Source organism: Ornithinibacillus caprae, assembly GCF_009728145.1.
Taxonomy (GTDB): Bacteria; Bacillota; Bacilli; order Bacillales; family Amphibacillaceae; genus Ornithinibacillus; species Ornithinibacillus caprae.
Genome location: NZ_WOCA01000002.1, coordinates 224,754 through 242,954 on the forward strand (window position 1 = coordinate 224,754; position 18,201 = coordinate 242,954).

Annotated in this window: 18 protein-coding genes and 2 riboswitches; of the genes, 13 read left to right on the forward strand and 5 right to left on the reverse strand. The window is 39.1% G+C overall.

Annotated elements, in window-relative coordinates; all coding sequences use genetic code 11:
* The first annotated feature begins 330 nt into the window (after window positions 1–330).
* From GMD78_RS03815 to GMD78_RS03850, 8 genes are all read left to right on the forward strand, one after another.
* On the forward strand, window positions 331–1,080 hold the full coding sequence (locus GMD78_RS03815; protein WP_155667291.1) for a nuclease-related domain-containing protein: 750 nt from the start codon (window positions 331–333) through the stop codon (window positions 1,078–1,080).
* Window positions 1,081–1,680: 600 nt separating this feature from the next.
* Window positions 1,681–2,598, forward strand: coding sequence for a thiamine pyrophosphate-dependent dehydrogenase E1 component subunit alpha (locus GMD78_RS03820; protein WP_155667616.1), 918 nt, complete (start codon window positions 1,681–1,683; stop codon window positions 2,596–2,598).
* A gap of 12 nt (window positions 2,599–2,610) precedes the next feature.
* Window positions 2,611–3,594, forward strand: a complete 984-nt coding sequence (locus GMD78_RS03825; RefSeq protein ID WP_155667293.1) for an alpha-ketoacid dehydrogenase subunit beta — start codon at window positions 2,611–2,613, stop codon at window positions 3,592–3,594.
* A gap of 109 nt (window positions 3,595–3,703) precedes the next feature.
* Window positions 3,704–3,804: riboswitch (TPP riboswitch) on the forward strand.
* 75 nt (window positions 3,805–3,879) lie between these two features.
* A complete protein-coding gene (gene tenI, locus GMD78_RS03830) occupies window positions 3,880–4,485 on the forward strand; it encodes a thiazole tautomerase TenI (RefSeq protein WP_155667295.1) in 606 nt (201 codons plus the stop codon).
* A 340-nt stretch (window positions 4,486–4,825) separates the two neighbouring features.
* Window positions 4,826–5,950, forward strand: a complete 1,125-nt coding sequence (thiO, locus tag GMD78_RS03835) for a glycine oxidase ThiO (protein WP_155667297.1) — start codon at window positions 4,826–4,828, stop codon at window positions 5,948–5,950.
* A gap of 14 nt (window positions 5,951–5,964) precedes the next feature.
* On the forward strand, window positions 5,965–6,168 hold the full coding sequence (gene thiS, locus GMD78_RS03840; RefSeq protein WP_155667299.1) for a sulfur carrier protein ThiS: 204 nt from the start codon (window positions 5,965–5,967) through the stop codon (window positions 6,166–6,168).
* A gap of 2 nt (window positions 6,169–6,170) precedes the next feature.
* Complete coding sequence (locus tag GMD78_RS03845) at window positions 6,171–6,938, forward strand: thiazole synthase (protein ID WP_155667617.1); 768 nt, start codon at window positions 6,171–6,173, stop codon at window positions 6,936–6,938.
* On the forward strand, window positions 6,935–7,954 hold the full coding sequence (locus GMD78_RS03850; protein WP_155667301.1) for a thiazole biosynthesis adenylyltransferase ThiF: 1,020 nt from the start codon (window positions 6,935–6,937) through the stop codon (window positions 7,952–7,954). Before GMD78_RS03845 ends, GMD78_RS03850 begins: the two co-directional genes overlap by 4 nt.
* 31 nt (window positions 7,955–7,985) lie before the next feature.
* Here the strand turns inward: GMD78_RS03850 and GMD78_RS03855 are convergent, their stop codons facing one another.
* Both GMD78_RS03855 and GMD78_RS03860 read right to left on the reverse strand, forming a co-directional pair.
* Window positions 7,986–8,516, reverse strand: a complete 531-nt coding sequence (locus GMD78_RS03855; RefSeq protein WP_155667303.1) for a ribonuclease H-like YkuK family protein — start codon at window positions 8,514–8,516, stop codon at window positions 7,986–7,988.
* Window positions 8,517–8,843: 327 nt separating this feature from the next.
* On the reverse strand, window positions 8,844–11,234 hold the full coding sequence (locus GMD78_RS03860) for a M14 family metallopeptidase (RefSeq protein WP_196493715.1): 2,391 nt from the start codon (window positions 11,232–11,234) through the stop codon (window positions 8,844–8,846).
* A 410-nt stretch (window positions 11,235–11,644) separates the two neighbouring features.
* On the opposite strand from GMD78_RS03860, the gene GMD78_RS21700 reads away from it, so the two are divergent.
* On the forward strand, window positions 11,645–11,776 hold the full coding sequence (locus tag GMD78_RS21700) for a hypothetical protein (RefSeq protein WP_281349667.1): 132 nt from the start codon (window positions 11,645–11,647) through the stop codon (window positions 11,774–11,776).
* Between the two features lie 126 nt (window positions 11,777–11,902).
* On the opposite strand, the gene GMD78_RS03865 is transcribed toward GMD78_RS21700, so the two are convergent.
* The 3 genes from GMD78_RS03865 to GMD78_RS03875 all read right to left on the reverse strand — a co-directional run bounded on the left by GMD78_RS03865 (window position 11,903) and on the right by GMD78_RS03875 (window position 13,935).
* Complete coding sequence (locus GMD78_RS03865) at window positions 11,903–12,118, reverse strand: hypothetical protein (protein ID WP_155667307.1); 216 nt, start codon at window positions 12,116–12,118, stop codon at window positions 11,903–11,905.
* A gap of 19 nt (window positions 12,119–12,137) precedes the next feature.
* Complete coding sequence (locus GMD78_RS03870) at window positions 12,138–12,497, reverse strand: response regulator (RefSeq protein ID WP_155667309.1); 360 nt, start codon at window positions 12,495–12,497, stop codon at window positions 12,138–12,140.
* Between the two features lie 88 nt (window positions 12,498–12,585).
* Window positions 12,586–12,668: riboswitch (cyclic di-GMP riboswitch) on the reverse strand.
* A 298-nt stretch (window positions 12,669–12,966) separates the two neighbouring features.
* A complete protein-coding gene (locus GMD78_RS03875; protein WP_155667311.1) occupies window positions 12,967–13,935 on the reverse strand; it encodes a sugar phosphate isomerase/epimerase family protein in 969 nt (322 codons plus the stop codon).
* Window positions 13,936–14,131: 196 nt separating this feature from the next.
* Here GMD78_RS03875 and GMD78_RS03880 point away from each other — a divergent pair, with 196 nt between their 5' ends.
* The 4 genes from GMD78_RS03880 (at window position 14,132) to GMD78_RS03895 (ending at window position 18,132) form a co-directional block, all read left to right on the forward strand.
* The gene (locus tag GMD78_RS03880; protein WP_155667313.1) at window positions 14,132–15,118 is read left to right on the forward strand and encodes a LacI family DNA-binding transcriptional regulator; all 987 of its coding nucleotides are present in this window, start codon (window positions 14,132–14,134) and stop codon (window positions 15,116–15,118) included.
* A 32-nt stretch (window positions 15,119–15,150) separates the two neighbouring features.
* The gene (locus tag GMD78_RS03885; RefSeq protein WP_155667314.1) at window positions 15,151–16,164 is read left to right on the forward strand and encodes a Gfo/Idh/MocA family protein; all 1,014 of its coding nucleotides are present in this window, start codon (window positions 15,151–15,153) and stop codon (window positions 16,162–16,164) included.
* Window positions 16,165–16,311: 147 nt separating this feature from the next.
* Window positions 16,312–17,127, forward strand: coding sequence for a sugar phosphate isomerase/epimerase family protein (locus GMD78_RS03890; protein ID WP_155667315.1), 816 nt, complete (start codon window positions 16,312–16,314; stop codon window positions 17,125–17,127).
* Between the two features lie 9 nt (window positions 17,128–17,136).
* On the forward strand, window positions 17,137–18,132 hold the full coding sequence (locus GMD78_RS03895) for a Gfo/Idh/MocA family protein (RefSeq protein ID WP_155667316.1): 996 nt from the start codon (window positions 17,137–17,139) through the stop codon (window positions 18,130–18,132).
* Window positions 18,133–18,201 lie beyond the last annotated feature (69 nt).

Here is an 18,201-nt window from a genome sequence, read left to right on the forward strand (position 1 = left end):
GAGTGGAGGAGCGTTTAAATTAGATAAGGAGCGGTTGTGAGGGGGGGGAGGAGCGAATAAAAAATGGATAAGGAGAGCTCGCCGCGAGCAGAAGTATTTTAATAGGAAAATGCTAGGTTACGTAGAAAAGTCACATAAATAACACAAGAGCTACAGGTTTATCAGGATATAAATTAATTTTTCACTTAATGTTTTTACTAGATAATTGTATTTATAACTGAAGAAAATTCTTATTTGTAACCTATAACACTAGCTAGAATACATTTATATCGATTAGACAAAAATAATTGGCTAAAGTATGCTAAAGCAAAAAAGGAGAATTAGATACTAATGAATTTACGTAATCGCCCCAAACCAATTCCGTTATTAAAGTTAGAAGCATTAATACCACGTTTAAGGCCGGGATTTCCATATCTAGCAGAATTACAGATGGAGGAAAGAAATCGTATAAAAGGGTACGAAGGTGAAAAAAAGATTGATTATCACATAAGAATACTAGATAAACGTTATACAGTTCTTCATGATGTGTACTTGAGGGTTAATGGCAAGTCCTTTCAAATTGATACATTAATTATTTCAAGTAACGCCATCTTCATTGTTGAAATGAAGGATTACAGTGGAAAAGTCCTCTTGGACACGGTTCTGAGGCAATGTATCCATAGTAATGGCAGAAAGGAAAATGGTATTAATTATCCTATTGCCCAGGTGGAGAACCAGAAACTTCAACTCGAAAATTGGCTTGTTAGTCATAATCTTTTTGACATTCCAGTCTATTACTTTATCGCATTCAGTGACTCTAGTACAATCATAGAAGTTAAAGGAGATCCGCAAGAAATTGCACCAATCGTTGCACATGGTGAACAAATTCCTAAAATGGTACTGGATAAGGATAGAGAATTACCTAATAAAAAAATACAAGACTATAAACTAGGAAAAGCAATATTACGTGAGTGTCGTGAGTACGATTTCGACATACTTGGTAAGTATCACGTATTGCCACATGACATTATGCCAGGAGTTCAGTGTCCAAATTGTGGTATGTTCGGAATGACTCGTACTCAAAAAAAACTGGCATTGTAATAAATGCAGTCACCGATCAAAGTATGCCCATAAACAAGCACTACAAGATTACTTCCTCCTTATCAATCCTTCCATTACAAATAAATCAGCTATGAACTTCTTAAATGTTGATTCGCGTTATATCGTCACAAGACTATTTAAAAGTATGAACTTAGTATACACTCCGCTAACTCGAAGCTGGGCTAAAACATCCCATCTCCCAAGCGCCCCAACCCCAAGATAAGCGCCCCACCCCATCTCCCAAGCGCACCAACCCCAAGATAAACGCCCCACCCCATCTCCCAAGCGCACCAAACCCAAGATAAACTCCCCATCCCATCTCCCAAGCACTTTACTATTTTATTTACCTTGAGCAAATTCACTAAAAAACTCGAGTGTCAGACCCCACTCCAACTATTAATCAGCTATCCACTCCTACCACACTAACGAAATCTATGTTAGGTTAAACATATGAAAAATACTCTTACATAGCATAACTGAGCTATTGGTTTTTCATTAAGTACCTTATACGATCGTTTTAAAAAGGAGAGGAGAACTGTGGATAGATTGATCGTCCCAGATAAAATTACCGATAACAAATTAATCAATTTATATAAACAAATGTGGGTGATTCGTTTCTTTGAGGAAAAAGTAGATGAATATTTTGCAAAAGGTATGATTCATGGTACGACACACTTAGCAATTGGGCAGGAAGCAAGTGCAGCGGGTGTTTGTGCATTGCTTGATGTGGAAGATAAAATTACAAGCACGCACCGGGGGCATGGACATTGTATTGCCAAAGGTGCAACCGCTGACAAAATGATGGCAGAGCTTTTTGGTAGGACAACAGGATATTGCAAAGGGAAAGGTGGATCGATGCATATTGCTGATGTGGACATGGGGAACCTTGGAGCAAACGGGATTGTTGCTGGTGGGATTCCGCTAGCAGTAGGATCTGCTCTTACAGCACATATGAAAAAGCTGAATTATGTTACCGTTTGCTTTTTTGGGGATGGGGCTACAAACGAAGGAAGTTTTCATGAAGCAGTGAACTTAGCTTCTATTTGGAAGTTACCTGTAATTTTTGTTTGTGAAAATAATCAGTATGGTATGTCTAGTCCAGTAAAAGAAATGGTTAACGTAGATAACCTCGCAACCCGTGCACAAGCGTATGGTATCCCAGGAGTTGTTGCAGATGGTAATGATATGATTGAAATGATGAATGTAACAGATGAAGCGATAAAACGAGCGCGAAGAGGCGAAGGGCCAACATTCATTGAAGCAAAAACATATCGTTGGAAAGGCCATTCCAAGAGTGATACGAAGAAATACCGCACGCTTGAGGAAGAAAAGGAATGGATGCGTAAAGATCCCATCAAACGTTTTAAGAATGATCTGATGAAAGCAGGTTTTTTAACGAAAGAAAAAGCTGAAAAACTTCAAGAGGAAGCAAAAAAAGTAATTGAAGACGCAGTGAAATTTGCAGATGAAAGTCCAATGCCAACTCTAGATGATTTACTAACAGATGTTTATGCATAGGAGGGGGTAGCAATGAGAGAGATTACTTATTTAGAAGCGGTACGGGAAGCAATGAGCCAGGAAATGCGTGTCAATAACGATGTATTTATTTTAGGTGAGGATATTGGTGTCTATGGTGGGGCATTTGGTGTAACAAGTGGGATGATTGAAGAGTTTGGTCCGGAACGTGTTCGTGACACACCGATTAGTGAAGCGGGGATCGCTGGTACAGCAGTTGGTTCTGCGTTAACTGGGATGCGTCCAATTCTTGACCTACAGTTTTCAGATTTTATTACCATTGCCATGGATCAAATCGTAAACCAAGCAGCGAAAATTCGTTATATGTACGGTGGCAAAGGGATGGTTCCGATGGTTGTACGTACGCCAAGTGGTTCTGGTACTGGTGCGGCTGCCCAGCATTCCCAAAGCTTAGAAGCTTGGGTAACACATATCCCAGGATTAAAAGTGGTACAACCTTCCACAGCCTACGATGCAAAAGGATTGCTAAAAGCTGCAATAGATGATGATAACCCAGTTATTTTCTACGAACACAAATTATTATACAAAACCTCTTCTCATGTACCAGAAGATACATACAGTATTCCATTAGGGAAGGCCGATGTGAAACGGGAAGGTTCGGATGTGACCATCGTTGCAACAGCTATCATGGTACACCGGGCATTGGAAGCAGCAATGGAACTTGCTAAAGAAGGAATTGATGTTGAGGTTATCGATCCCCGGACACTGGTTCCTTTAGATGAGGAAGCAATTATAACGTCCGTGTCGAAAACAGGGCGTGTCGTTGTGGTACATGAAGCTGTAAAACGTGGTGGATACGGGGCAGAAATCGCAAGTATGATTGCTGAAAGTGAAGCATTTGATTATTTAGTTGCACCGATTAAGCGGTTAGGTGCAGCCCCTTCACCAGTACCTTACCATCCTGAACTTGAAAAAGCACATGTCCCACAAGTGCCGAATATCATCCAGGCTGTGAAAGAAATGTTAAAACGGGCATAAGGGTAGTAATCCTTCCTTTCTGTTCCCTTTTCAAAGAATGGTAGATACATATAGAAATATCTATCGTCTATAAAAAAGGTATGTTATACTGAGATTGATAATTACATAGATTTCAAACTAGGGGAGCCGTAAAAGGCTGAGACAGATCTTATCTGGACCCTTTGAACCTGATCTGGAAATACCAGCGTAGGGAAGTGGGAAAATGTATATTATGTTACATAATATATTCAAGCAAAGGCCACCCCTATATGGAGTGGCCTTTTATATTTAAGGAGTTACGTGTTTATGGGTAATGGTGAGCTACATGTTATTTCAACAGGGAAACAATCCCCAGAAAAATTAGTAGAAATTGCAGCGGTAATACACCCTTATATCGATGCTTTACATATTCGTGAAAAAACAAAAACTGCAAAAGAAATCTATGAAATTGTAAAGCTATTACTAAAAAAACAGGTCCCGATTTCTAAAATAATTATTAATGACCGACTAGATGTAGCTTATCTTATGAAGGCCCAGGGAGTTCATTTAGCGTACCATTCCTTACCCGTTGATCTTGTGAAAGAAGCCATTACTGATTTACGTGTTGGCTGTTCCGTGCATTCTTTAGATGAAGCTCTGCAAGCACAGGCTCAAGGGGCTGATTATATAACCTACGGACATGTTTTTTCGACACAATCCAAACCAGGGTTAACTCCACGAGGGTTGAAACAATTACGATCCATTTCAATGTCTGTTACGATTCCAGTTATTGCAATAGGTGGAATTAAACCATGTAATGTTAGGTCTGTGGTTGAATCAGGGGCCAAAGGGGTTGCTGTGATGTCAGGTATTTTAGAAGCAAATAATCCTATAGAAGCGGCAAAAGAATATGCTTTACATCTTTCTATCTAACAGCTTCTTATAAGCTAAAACTACTGTTTATCCCGCATGTAAACGGGTAGGCCTACAAAAAACGCGACATCCTGGAACTGCGATTATTCGTCCCACTTAGATATTTGTCGCATTGTCGGCACTAGCACGTCCTGTGCGTTGTAAGACCCCCACTTCAAGGCTTTGCGATGATACTAATAAGGATAAGTGGGGGCGGGATGCCCGTAAATTTCCGATTGGTTCAGAGGCCTTTAGGTCATACCATTAAGGTACTAACAAACAGCGGGGGAAGAAGAAACTTCCACTGATTGAAGATACACTTTATAAGGTGTTGTAGTGCTTGTTGGAAAGGAGATTTTTGATGCCTAGCATGTATGATGCAATTATTGTAGGGGGTGGTATCAATGGTGGTTCCATTGCTTACAGTCTTGCGAAAAGAGGGAAGAAAGTTCTTCTGTTGGAAAAGGATCGACTTGGTAGTAAGTCTTCCAATGCAGCAGCAGGGATGCTAGCTGCACAAGCTGAATTGAATGAAGATGGTCCGTTATTTCAATTAGCTAAGAAAAGCAGAGCGATGTTTCCGTTACTAGCTGAGGAAATAAAAGAATTAAGTGGAATTGATATTGAACTAGTCAATAAAGGGATGTACAAAATTGCTTTGTCTGAAGAAGAAGAACATCAGTATAAACAAATAATCGATATTCAACGGCAAACAGGAGAATTAGCGGAATGGATCACCGGAGAGGAAGTTAGAAGGAGAGAGCCTTCCTTATCTGAAGCGATTACTGGTGCGGTGTACATTGAAAAAGATGGGCAAGTTTCAGCTCCCAAATTAACGTTAGGATTTTTAAAAGCTGCTGCAGCTTTAGGAGTAGAGATCAAAGAATATACGGAGGTTTTATCCTTTCATGTTGAAAAAGGAAAAATAGCTGGGGTAAAAACAAACAGTGGGAATTTCGAAAGTGAGACCGTGATTGTAGCAGGTGGAGCATGGAGTCAGAAAATATTGTCGGAAGCTGACGTGAAATTGAAAACGTATCCAGTTAAGGGAGAGTGTTTTTCTGTTCTTACCCACCAACCATTGATCAATGGAACCATCTTTTCTCATGGATGTTATCTTGTTCCTAAAAAGGGCGGACGCCTTCTAGTGGGTGCAACCGTTAAGCCGAACACGTTTGATCAAACCGTAACCGTTGATGGAATTGGCTCTCTTATGGAAAAAGCAAAAAAAATCGTGCCATCCATTGTGAATGCGGAATGGGAGAAGGCATGGGCGGGCATTCGACCACAAACGAGTGATAGCTTGCCATATTTAGGGGAACATCCAAATTATAAAGGATTATTCATTGCAACAGGGCATTTCCGCAATGGTATTTTGCTTTCTCCAATAACCGGTGAGATGATATCTAATTTGATCGATGGAGAATCTACACCGATTGATTTAACCGCTTTTCGAATCGACCGACATGTTAGAACGATTGTCTAAAAGGGAGTGTAGATATGGAGTTAATAATTAATGGTGATAAAGTAGAAGTCCCAAATAAGATTACAACAGTATCTTCCTTACTACAGCACTTTGGAATTAACCAAAAGGTAGTAATTGTGGAATTAAATCAGTCTATCTTGGAAAAAGGATCTCATCAAGAAACAACTATTTCTGATCGTGACAAAATCGAAATTGTAAACTTTGTAGGAGGCGGATGATGATGTTAAAAATTGGACCATATGAATTTTCATCAAGACTTTTGTTAGGTACTGGGAAATATCCGAACTTTGATGTTCAAAAAGAGGCAGTAGAGGTTTCACAGACGGAGATCCTGACGTTTTCCGTACGCAGAATGAACATTTTTGAACCTAGTCAACCAAATTTCCTAGAAAATATTGATGTACAAAAATATAAATTACTTCCTAATACGGCAGGGGCAAAGACAGCAGAAGAAGCAGTCCGAACTGCAAAACTAGCAAGAGCTTCTGGGCTTTGTGACATGATCAAAGTAGAAGTAATTGGTTGCCAAAAAACACTTTTACCTGATCCAGTAGAAACATTGAAAGCATCAGAAGAGTTGATAAAAGAAGGTTTTATCGTTTTACCATACACGTCGGATGATGTTTTGTTAGCAAAACGTTTAGAAGAATTAGGCTGTCACGCGATTATGCCAGGTGCTTCCCCAATTGGCTCTGGTCAAGGAATTATTAATCCATTAAATCTTAGCTTTATTATTGAACAGTCTAATGTACCTGTTATTGTTGATGCAGGGATTGGTACCCCTTCTGATGCGACTGTAGCGATGGAATTAGGAGCAGATGGTGTACTATTGAATACTGCTGTTTCAGGTGCGGAAGATCCAGTGAAAATGGCGAAAGGAATGAAACTGGCTATAGAAGCAGGACGACTAGGATATGAAGCTGGTCGCATACCGAAAAAACGTTATGCAACAGCAAGTAGTCCAATGGAAGGAATGAGCATCAGTTGAGTGAACGTTATTCCCGACAAGAATTATTCTCTCCAATAGGGAAAGATGGACAATCGAAAATTAGTAGAAAACATGTGTTAGTGATCGGTGCAGGCGCTCTTGGGACAGGGAGCGCTGAAGCACTTGTCCGTGCAGGGGTGGGGAAGCTAACCATTGTTGATCGTGATTATGTGGAATGGAGTAATCTCCAAAGACAGCAGTTGTACGTGGAGGAGGATGCCAAGCAACGTATGCCAAAAACAGTAGCTGCTGAAAAACGTCTGAGAATGATCAATTCAGAGGTGGACATTCAAGCTTCGGTGTTAGATGTATCAGTGGAAGAAATTGAACAACTGATTGATGAAGTTGATTTAATTATGGACGCTACAGATAATTTTGACATTCGCATGATTATTAACGATATTTCTCAAAAATACCAGATCCCCTGGATATATGGGGCCTGTGTGGGTAGTTATGGTATTAGTCATACCATCTTACCAGGAGAGACACCTTGCTTACATTGTTTACTCGAGACCGTTCCGATGGGGGGGGTAACATGTGATACGGCTGGAATTATTAGTCCAGCGGTTCAAATGGTTGTTGCCTATCAAACAACGGAAGCAATGAAGCTATTGGTTGAAGACTACCACGCCCTGAGAAAAAAGTTAGTTTCTTTTGATTTATGGAAAAATCATCATACAGCAATTGGTGTCGATAAACTTAAAAAGGAAGACTGTTCATCTTGTGGCCAGTCACCTACATATCCATTTCTGTCTTTTGAAAATCGGACTAAAACCGCTGTCTTATGTGGAAGAGATACGGTCCAAATTCGTCCACCAGAACGGATGAACAGAGACTTAGAAAAGCTTGCTACCATTCTTTCCGAACAAGGTGGAAGGGTTTCACTAAATCCGTATTTACTGTCTTTTCAAATTGAAAAACACCGACTTGTTCTATTTAAAGATGGTCGAGTACTTATTCATGGTACAAAAGACATTGCCAAAGCAAAGACGTTATATCACCGGTATTTAGGTTAGATAACGAGGGGACAGGTCCACTGTCCCAAAATCACTTCGTATATCGATTCGCATAACTGCTTGCTACAAATGCCTCTGGTTTAATCTTAGGCTCTAAACCTAGCGACTCCATTCTGGATACCATTTCGTTTACAAATACACGAGTTTTGTTTCGTGCTCCGGCCCCAATGTCAATATGACCTTCTATGGTAAAAGAAGCCCCTTTATAAATATTCGGCAACACAAGATCGATGAGATGTTCTTTCTTTTCTTCTGTAAACTGGGATACGACTTCTTCGGTTAACGTTGTTTCATAAGATATTCGTTCGTGCAGATTGATCATCTTACGTGGAACCTTTACCTTGCGTATGCAAGCCCATGCCCCTTTGCGCTCTCGTTGGATGACAATTCCTGTGATAAATAACGTGTGATCGGTATGAATCTGTGAATCTGTTCCGAAAATTAAACGGTAATTCCCCAATGGATCCTTCTTTATATAGGATACAATGTGTTGAAATACCTCTTCAAAAGACATCCGTTCTTGACTTAGGTTTTGGAATATCAATTCATTATCTGGTTTCATAACCTTACCATTTCCCTCCCATGGAGTGGAGATTGTATATCCTTAGTATATGTCAAAATGAACGTGCTTAGTTGATTGTAAATATTAATTAACTCTTTCTTTAGATTTTATTCATTTGAATTTGATTGGGTGTGGGGGATTAGCTCGTGAGGGAGAAATAAGGAGTGTAAGACGAGTAGTTGTTATAACAAACCATGTAGAATCGGCATATAGGGAGCAGGACTGTACTATTTGGTGAAACTGGGACAAGGGACCTGACCCCAAAAAACTGGGACAAGGGACCTGACCCCAAAAAACCCCAAAAACTCACAGGTCCCTTGTCCGAGTTTATTTTACTCTCACTTCTTTTTGATTATAATTTTTTCCATTTCCTTCAGGGTTATAGTTTTTTTCTATATTTCCAGCTACGTCCATGGAGAACCATTTAACTGTTGTGGTTTCAGTGATCGTGATGGATTCCGCTCCTTCACGTGTTCCCTTAAGTGATATCCTATCTGACTCAAATGTAGGCTTTGAACCATCTAACGTATAGAAGACGGTTGCTGGTTCACTCGTTTCAAATGAAATTTCTACAGTTCCACTAGTTTCATCCGGTACGGTTTGCAATGATGATTTTGGTAGTTGATGATCTTTTCCATATTGATGGGCGATATCAAGCATTCCAATCATTCCATTGGCAAATTCCATTGCTTCTTCATGACCTTCTTCAAATGGTGGTTGGAAACCTACAGCCTGCCAGCGTCCTGTTTCAGGGTTCCATAGATCCGCACCTACTTCAAAGTCCCAAGCGAAAATATCATGTTCATACCACAGAACATCTGCTGAGTTACCTGCTGCAGAATATAGCACATCTGGAATTGGTCCGGTTCTTCCAGGTAGGATTACGGTTCCGCGATGTTCTTTAATTGCATCTAAAATTGTTTCAGATGCTTGCCAGAAATAAGCTTCTTCACCTGCAGTTGGTCGTGGTAGTGTAGTTCGATTTTCATCATATGCTCCTGGAGGCCACATGAAGTAACCACCATAGCTGTGTATATTCATACCAAATTTAATATTCGGATTTTCTTCCGCTAACCAGATCAGATTCTTCGCTTCCGGTTCAGAGGTTTCTTCAGGTCCTGCATAACTACCTGACAGGCAATTCGTAGAACCGCCTATATAACCATCATGAACGGAACCAACAGAGTGGTTACGGTTTAAATCCACGCCCCATGAATTTCGATTAAGTGGGTCAGCAGATTCTGCTGGACAATGATTTGTCATATTCTTACGTTGGTAATTGTAATCATAGAACGAGTAATGGCCGCCGTCAGGGTTCACTGTTGGAACGATAAAAATATCAAGGTTATTGACAAGTTTTTTCGTATCTGCGTCCGTACTGTAATTCCGCAATAATCTTTCTGCTGTTTCTATAGCTACAAGCGGTGTAACCCATTCACGGGCATGTTCTTGAGAGTAGGCTAAAACACCAGTTTTCGAACCATCCCGATCTTTACCGATACGAATTGCTTTCACTTCGAATGGATCACGTGAAATTTCTTCAGGTGCGTTTAATCCATCGGTAAGAGTAATTTCTGTTTGCGCTTGAACAATGCCTTCACCTTGGTTATTTCGGAACGGTGTTGCCGTTACTAAATGACCTGCTTCATCATTAATTGCTTCTATCACTTCTGCTGCTGTACTGATTGGATTCGAAGTAGAGTTGGTTGCTAGGTTTACTTCAATCGTGTCACTGCTTACATTTACCTGTAAGTCTGCATTAGCTTGTTCTGGATTCTGTAGTTCAACTGATATCTGGTTTCCACCTTCATGACCCCATGCATGCGATGTAAGTACAATTGCCGCTCCAGGATTATTGTTCACATCACCAATAATAGCCTGTGCATTTCTTCGATAACCATTTGTTTCATATGGTAATGTTACGATCTCAGCAATTTCAGGAAATTCTTCTGCTAACTGTTCAATTCTCTCGGTTATTTCGGTTGGATCCATGTAATGATCAATAAAGTCTGTAACATAATGCTTGCCATCGTCTGGTGTTCCATCACCGATCCATTCCGTAACAGCAGATTCTGCCGATGCACCTAGACTACTAGTAATGGTTACATGTTCTGGGATGTCTTCAATGTTAAGCAATACATAATGATACAAGTATTCACCATGATCAACTTTTGGACTTAATGTAGCACTCTGTTGTTGTCCATTTTCATCTGTCCATTCTGCAGTTAAAACATTACTTCGATAATCTCCCGCTGTTGTTTTGGTTTCTATATAGAGAAATGTTCCTGACTGATTTGTAAAGTGATTAGCTCGAAGTATATTTAGTTGATCAGCTTCTTCAGAAATTTGCTCTAGTTGGTCAACTGTATGTTGTCGTTCCGTTAAAATCTGATTGACTTCTTCATCAGAAGTAATCATTTCTATGTCATACCCTTGTTGTAATAGATCCTCTACTTCACGGTTAGTTGCAATTGCATCCATTTCAATTTTTCCATTTTCTCTGTTCAAGTATTCTGTTAAATCGAGATCACTTGCAACTAACTCATCTAATGCTTTTTCGTTAGGAACGGTGATGCGAATAAGTGACTTATCTTGTTCTGCTTCAAGTTCACTCATGGTTGATGCTACTGTCTGCGGACTAGACCATACAGATGAAAATCCTAAAGCTATGATACTTAGAACCGCGAGTGCCAGAGATAGCATTCTTTTTACTCCCATTTCCATCAATCCTCCTAAATATATTTTGATACTCGAAGTAATTATATCAATGCTTGAACAACTTTTAAATATATTTTGAATATTAAGAACAAAAATAAGTAAAACTACTTAGAAATAGATGTTTTGGCGAGTCATAAGAACTATTGGAGCAGTAGAAAGAGTATTGATTGGCTCTAGATAGTGGGGTTCTACTTTTTGAGAGGAAAAAGAACATGCAATAAGTATGTTCAACTTTGATATGGTTGGGAAGAATGCTGGTGAATATATGAACTAACTACCTTAAATAATAACGAGTCAGCCAAGGGTTTTTTCCACCGTCCCTCTTCTTGAAGATATATAATCGACACAACCATCATATTACCAACAAAAAAGACCATACTAAACCAAAACACAGAAAGTAGGGATAAAACATGGATGAGGATAAGAAAAAATCATCAAAAACAACCACAAACCAAGGAAGGAATCAAAGTGAAAAAGGGAAGGAGTATAATATCCGGTCAGAAAAAATCAGATACAAAAATGCTGACGATATTTACGAGTAGGAGGGACTACTAGGGAGCTAATGATATCTAGTAAAAATGGGACAAGGGACCTGACCCTAAAAATTGGGACGAGGGACCTGACCCCAGAGATCATCAAAATTGGGACGAGGGACCTGACCCCAGAGATTATCTTAAAGTTCCCTTCTTTATTAATCGGGTAATTTTATCAATTGCTATGCCTGTTTCAAGAGAGATGTCTATTGCGTTTGAGTTTGGATTGTTTGTTAAAAATGTCTTTACTTGTTTTACGAGTTTTGCTTCCTTTTCATAGCAATCTTCGCATAAATTATTTAGTAAACTATCGATTTTTCCACAGTCTAAACACGAGCCATTCCTTTTCATATATACGTAACCTCCAAAATTATCCGTTCAAATTGTTATTTATAATTTCATTTAAATTATTAAAATTAGGTTTGACAATAAAATCTTTTGCACCAATATTAATCGCTTCAATAATGTTCATCTGTGAACCTAAGGCTGAACACATGATTACACGAGCATTAGGATTAATTTTGATGATTTCCTTTAATGCTGTTAGTCCATTAACTTTTGGCATGGTGATATCGAGTAAAGTTAAATCTGGATGGACTTTCTTAAATTGCATAATCGCTTCAAGACCATTCGTTGCTTCCACAATTTTAAAATCGTTATGTTCGGTTATTCTCTTTTTAAGAAATGTCCTCATAAATAATGAATCGTCTGCAATCAAGACTGTTTTCATGTGAATCCCTTCTTCTAGATATATTTTAAGCAACAAAAAAGGGTCAGACCTCTAATATTGAATAGAGACTAACCCTGTTATCATCTTCTTCGGTAGCCCGGCTGTCTTAGCAATTGCCTTAGACCCGCAGCTTTGCGTCCTTACCTTTCAGTAAGTTTGCCATTATCGGAGGATGTCTCAAAATTATGATTATATAGTACTATTGTACCGTATAAGTTATAGTTCGTGAAGGTTTTTGTAGGAATTTGTCGGAAAAATAGTAAAGAGATATTCTGTGGGGAGGAAAACTGGAGGATATTTAGGTTAAAAATTTGTGACTGTGGTAAGTTTGTTTTGAACATTAATGAAGGACTTTTCTTCTTCCTAAAAGAAAAGTCCTCCATTATTTCAAGTTTACTAAAGTAAAAATCTAATAGCAAACAACTCTATTATAGGCCAAGGTTTTAATAAAATGAGCACTTATCGGAAATTACGTCCACCACATCTCCCCAATAGATTCCTTCACCATCACTGGCTTCAATGTATTAACAGCCTTTGTAAACCCTTCGTCAATAGACATCAAGCCATCCTCATGCTCAATGCTAACTACATAGTCATATCCATAGAGTCGTAGAGTACTAATCATATCTGCCCAAACCTTAGAATCATGTCCAAACCCAACCGTGCGGAAATACCAAGCACGATGTTGCATATCTGAATAGGAAGTCATATCTGTTAGTCCGTTTCGATTCATATTTGGTTGGTCGATAATGGTGTCCTTTGCATGGAAGTGGTGAATTGCATTTTCCCGACCTAGTATTTTAATTGATTCAACCGGATCAATGCCTTGCCACCACATATGGCTTGGATCAAGGTTAGCACCAATAGCTGGACCACATGCTTCTCTTAACCGTAAAAGTGTTGCGGGTGTATGTACCGAAAATCCTCCATGAAGCTCTAGTCCAATTTTCACATGGTGCTCCTTTGCAAAGGCTGCTTTTTCCCTCCAGTACGGAATAATCTTTTCTTCCCATTGCCATGTTAAAATTTCCTGAAATTCATTCGGCCATGGTGCGACTGGCCAGTTCGGATATTTCGCATCCTCATGGTCACCTGGACAACCGGAGAAGGTATTTACCACCGGAATACCGAGCTTGCTAGCTAGTTTTACCGTTTTATCGAACAAGGCATTCGCCTCATCTGCAATGTGTTTTTGTGGATGAAGTGGATTGCCATGACAACTTAAAGCGCTTACAATTAATCCTTTACTTTTAATTGTTTCGATAAAATCCTTCTGCTTTTGTTCATCTGCTAATAATTCATCCACCTTGCAATGGGCATCACCAGGGTAGCCTCCCGTACCTAATTCAACTGCCTCAATTCCTTTTGCGGCTACATGATCCAGCATTTCCTCTACATTTTTATCAGAAAATAATACTGAAAAAACTCCTAATTTCATGAAAAAACCTCCTTTATGGAAATTTGTAATCCGTTACATCTATTATACATAATATTTATGAAAATCAATACAAAAAATCATTATTTTTGAAATTAACGCGCAATTTTGTATTGACAAACAATCACCTGCGTTTTACAATCAACATGTAATCGATTACATTTAGTGAGACTTATATATAGTGAAAGTAGGAATCATCATGGCAAATATTCAACAAATCGCTCAAAAAGCGGGAGTTTCCGTTGCAACGGTATCTAGAGTATTAAACAACGCTACATCAGTAACCCCACAGACAAGGCATAAAGTAGAAATTGCAATAAAGGAGCTAAAGTACGAACCTAGTATGCTAGGACGAAATCTACGAAACTCAGAAAGCCGTCTATTGCTTGTCCTACTGCCTAGCATTTCCAATCCATTTTACAACGAGATTATAAATGGTATCCAAAACACGGCAATAGCAAAAAACTACAACATTCTTCTATGTGAGACAGACTCCAAACCCGAACGTGAAAATATTTATTTTAATATGGTCAAAAACAAGCTGGCTGACGGTGTCATATCAATGGATCCAACGGTTAATATGCAAAAACTGAATGAATTAGCAGAAAATCATCCAGTCATTCTTTGTAGTGAATATGAAGAAGGAGGAAGTATTCCGTACATTACTGTTGATAGTGAGTTAGCTGCTTACCAGGCGGTTAAGCATTTAATTAAACTAGGTAATGAAAGAATAGCACTCATCAATTCGGATGAAAAGTTTCTCTATGCGAGACTTCGTCGAGCGGGATATGAACGAGCACTCAAAGAGTTTAATCTTCCTATCCGTGATGAATGGATTTATCATACCAAGGATTTAGAGTTTGAACATGGTGTGCAGGCAATGAGAATGCTGCTACAGTCAGAAGAGAAGCCAACTGCAGTATTTGCCGTATCGGATACATTAGCTATCGGTGCACTAAAGGCCATAAATGGTGGGGGGGATACTCCTAATCCAATTGCAGTTGTTGGTTTTGATAATATCAGCTTTTCAAGTATGACAAACCCAACCCTTACGACCATTTCACAACCAATGTTCAAAATGGGTAGTTTAGCAGCAGATATGCTAATGAATAGCATTAAGGGCGACAGAGTTGAAAGCATTGTTTTAGATCATGAATTAATTATTCGTGAGTCTACGATGGGGTAGGGAGTTATCTTGATAGGAGGGAGATCTGTCTTATGAAATTCAATGTAGGGATTATTGGATGTGGTTCGATTACTAGATTTCGACATGCACCTGAATACAAAGCGAATCCTCATGTTGAGGAAATCGTCTTCTATGATCGAAATATTGAGCGGGCCCAACGCTTAGCGGAGGAGTTTGGTGGGCGGGTCGCTGAAAAGCTGGAAGACTTACTTACTGATTCATCCATTGTTGCTATTAGCGATTGCTCCTCAAATGAAGCGCATCATATCAATACGCCAAAAGCTCTAGAAAGTGGGAAGCACGTTTTATGTGAAAAGCCATTAGCAATTAGTGTTAAGCATGCGAAAATTATTCTTGAAGCAGAACGTAAATCTGGCAAAAAATTAATGATTGACCAGAACCAACGTTTTACAAAAGCTCATCAAAAGGCTAAAGAAATTATACAAAGTCAAGAGCTAGGTGAGGTGCTCACCTTTAAGACTTCCTTTGGCCACCAAGGTCCAGAAAGCTGGGGAGTAACAAAATCGAATGCGACTTGGTTTTTTAAAAAGGATCGTTCCCATTCAGGTGTTGCGGGAGACTTGGGAATTCACAAAATTGATTTGATTCATTACTTATTGGATGATGAAATTGAGGATGTGCATGCCTTTCATGGAGCTCTTGATAAGGTTGATGAACACGGAAAACCGATAGAAGTATGTGATAATGTTGTATGCGCGTTAAAAACGAAAAAGGGTCGATTGGGAACTGCTTCTTTTTCTTGGACTTATTACGGGGCTGAAGATAACGCAACGACCATTTATTGTCAGAAGGGGATTTTAAAAATATATCATGATCCAGAAGCACAGCTCATCATGGAAATGAATGATGGTTCGGTGGTTAAATACGAGCTGGAACAGATTCAGACCAATGACAATCAAACCAATACAGGGGTTATTGATGCCTTTATTGATTGCATTGTGAACGATCTAAATTCGCCAGTTACCAGTCGTGAGGCGGTTGCTTCTTTGAAAGTAGTTGAAAAGATACTAGGGTCATCGAATTAGGATAAAAGCGGTATAAATTTTCAAAATAATTTGACTTAATTTTATTTTTAAATTAAGATGTTTGTAACGGATTACATTTATAAAACTCCAAGCAAAATATTCCCAGCTTACCTTGTAATCCATGACCAATATGACGGGAGGGGTAGCATGTTTAAACAGCTTGCGATCAATTCGAATACCTATCATGGCTTTTCGTTAGAGGATGCTGTAAAAGGAGCGAGTAAGGCAGGTTTTAAGCAGATCGAATTAGCCGCCGTAAAGGACCATACCGCTCATGTTTTACCCAATATGTCAGCAGAAGAGCTCCAAGGAATTCAGGTATTGCTCCAAACATACGGAATGACCTGTGTTGGAATTGGTGCGCATAGTAATGTGATGAGGGAAGAAGGTATTGCTAATTTGATGGAGAGTATCGAATTAGCTGTATATTTTGATTGCCGGTATGTGGTTACGGCAACGGGTGATGCACATTATGATTCAGATGTTATTGAGGATACAAGGCTATTAGCCGAAAATTTAGAGCCAGTCCTAAAGAAGTGTGAGGAGACAGGGAAAATTCTTGTCTTGGAGACACATGGCAATAATTTTGCTTCAGGTATTTCTTTGAAAAAACTAGCTCAAACATTAAATAATCGTGTCAAAATCAATTACGATACAGCCAATGTGATCTTTTATGGTGATGTGTTGCCATATGAGGATTTAGAGGCTTCCATAAAAGAGGTGGAGTTTATTCATTTAAAGGATAAGCTTGGTGCGAATCATGAGTGGAATTTCCCTGCAATTGGTGATGGGTATCTTGATTTTAACCGAATCTTTACCATCCTTGAAAAAGGAAGTTATCAAGGTCCGATTAGTGTAGAAATTGAGTTTACCCCAGATGGTCCTAAAAATCTAGAGGAGGTAAATGAATCAGTAAAACGATCGTTTACCTATCTTGAGAGCTTACTAGGTGGAAAGAGGTAGGAGGCTATCATGAAACGTATTGGACTAGTTGGATTAGGGTTTATTGGTAAAACGCACTTTGAAGCGTATCGGAAGATCCCTCATGCGGAGGTAACAGCTATTTGTACGAAAGGTAAAAGTAATGATGAATTAACAGCTTCTTTTGAAGGAGCATTTGTTTCAGATTATGATGAACTGTTACAGCGAGAGGATATTGATGTTGTTGATATTTGCGTACCGACCTTTTTACATGAGGAGTATATCACAAAGGCTGCTAAAGCTGGAAAGCATATTATTTGTGAAAAACCGTTAACCTTATCGGAAAAAGCTGCTGATCGAATGTATGATGTCATTGGAAAATATGATGTAAGGCTGTTTGTCGGCCACGTACTTCGGTTTTGGCCAGAATATCAGACCATTAAAGCTTATAGTGAGTCAGGTAAATTGAATAACATTGATACGATTCATGCCGAGAGATTAGGCCAGCTTCCAGCTTGGAGCGAATGGTTCCAACATCCTGAAAAAAGTGGTGGAGCTCTGTTTGACCTTCATATTCATGATATTGATTTTGCCTATTATTTGCTTGGTGAGGTGGAGAGTGTTTATGCAGTAGGACATCAAAATCAATATGGGGCATGGGATCAGATCATAACAACGCTTACGTTTAAAAATCAGGCAAAAGCTGTTTTGGAAGCATCCCAGCGAATGCCACATGGATATCCATTTACGATGTCGCTGAGGGCACAGACATCCGAGAACGTATTGGACTTCCAGGTAAAAGCTGGGGAAAACATTGAAAGTATTCATGATCGTCACTTTGTATTTTACGAAGGAGAACAAAAGAAGATGGTAGATGTTGAGGAAGCAGATGCGTTTGTCAATGAATTAAATTATTTTATCGATTGTATGGAAAAAGATCAAGAAAACCAAATAGTTCCATTAGACGACGTATTATACATAATTAAACTACTCAAAGTGATTGAAAAGTCGTTGGTAATAGGGCGAGAGGTACAAATTTCATTTTAACAGGAATTGAAAGCGCTTTATCAAATTTAGGTTTCATCATTAATTTATTGGATAGATTTTCAAAATGGA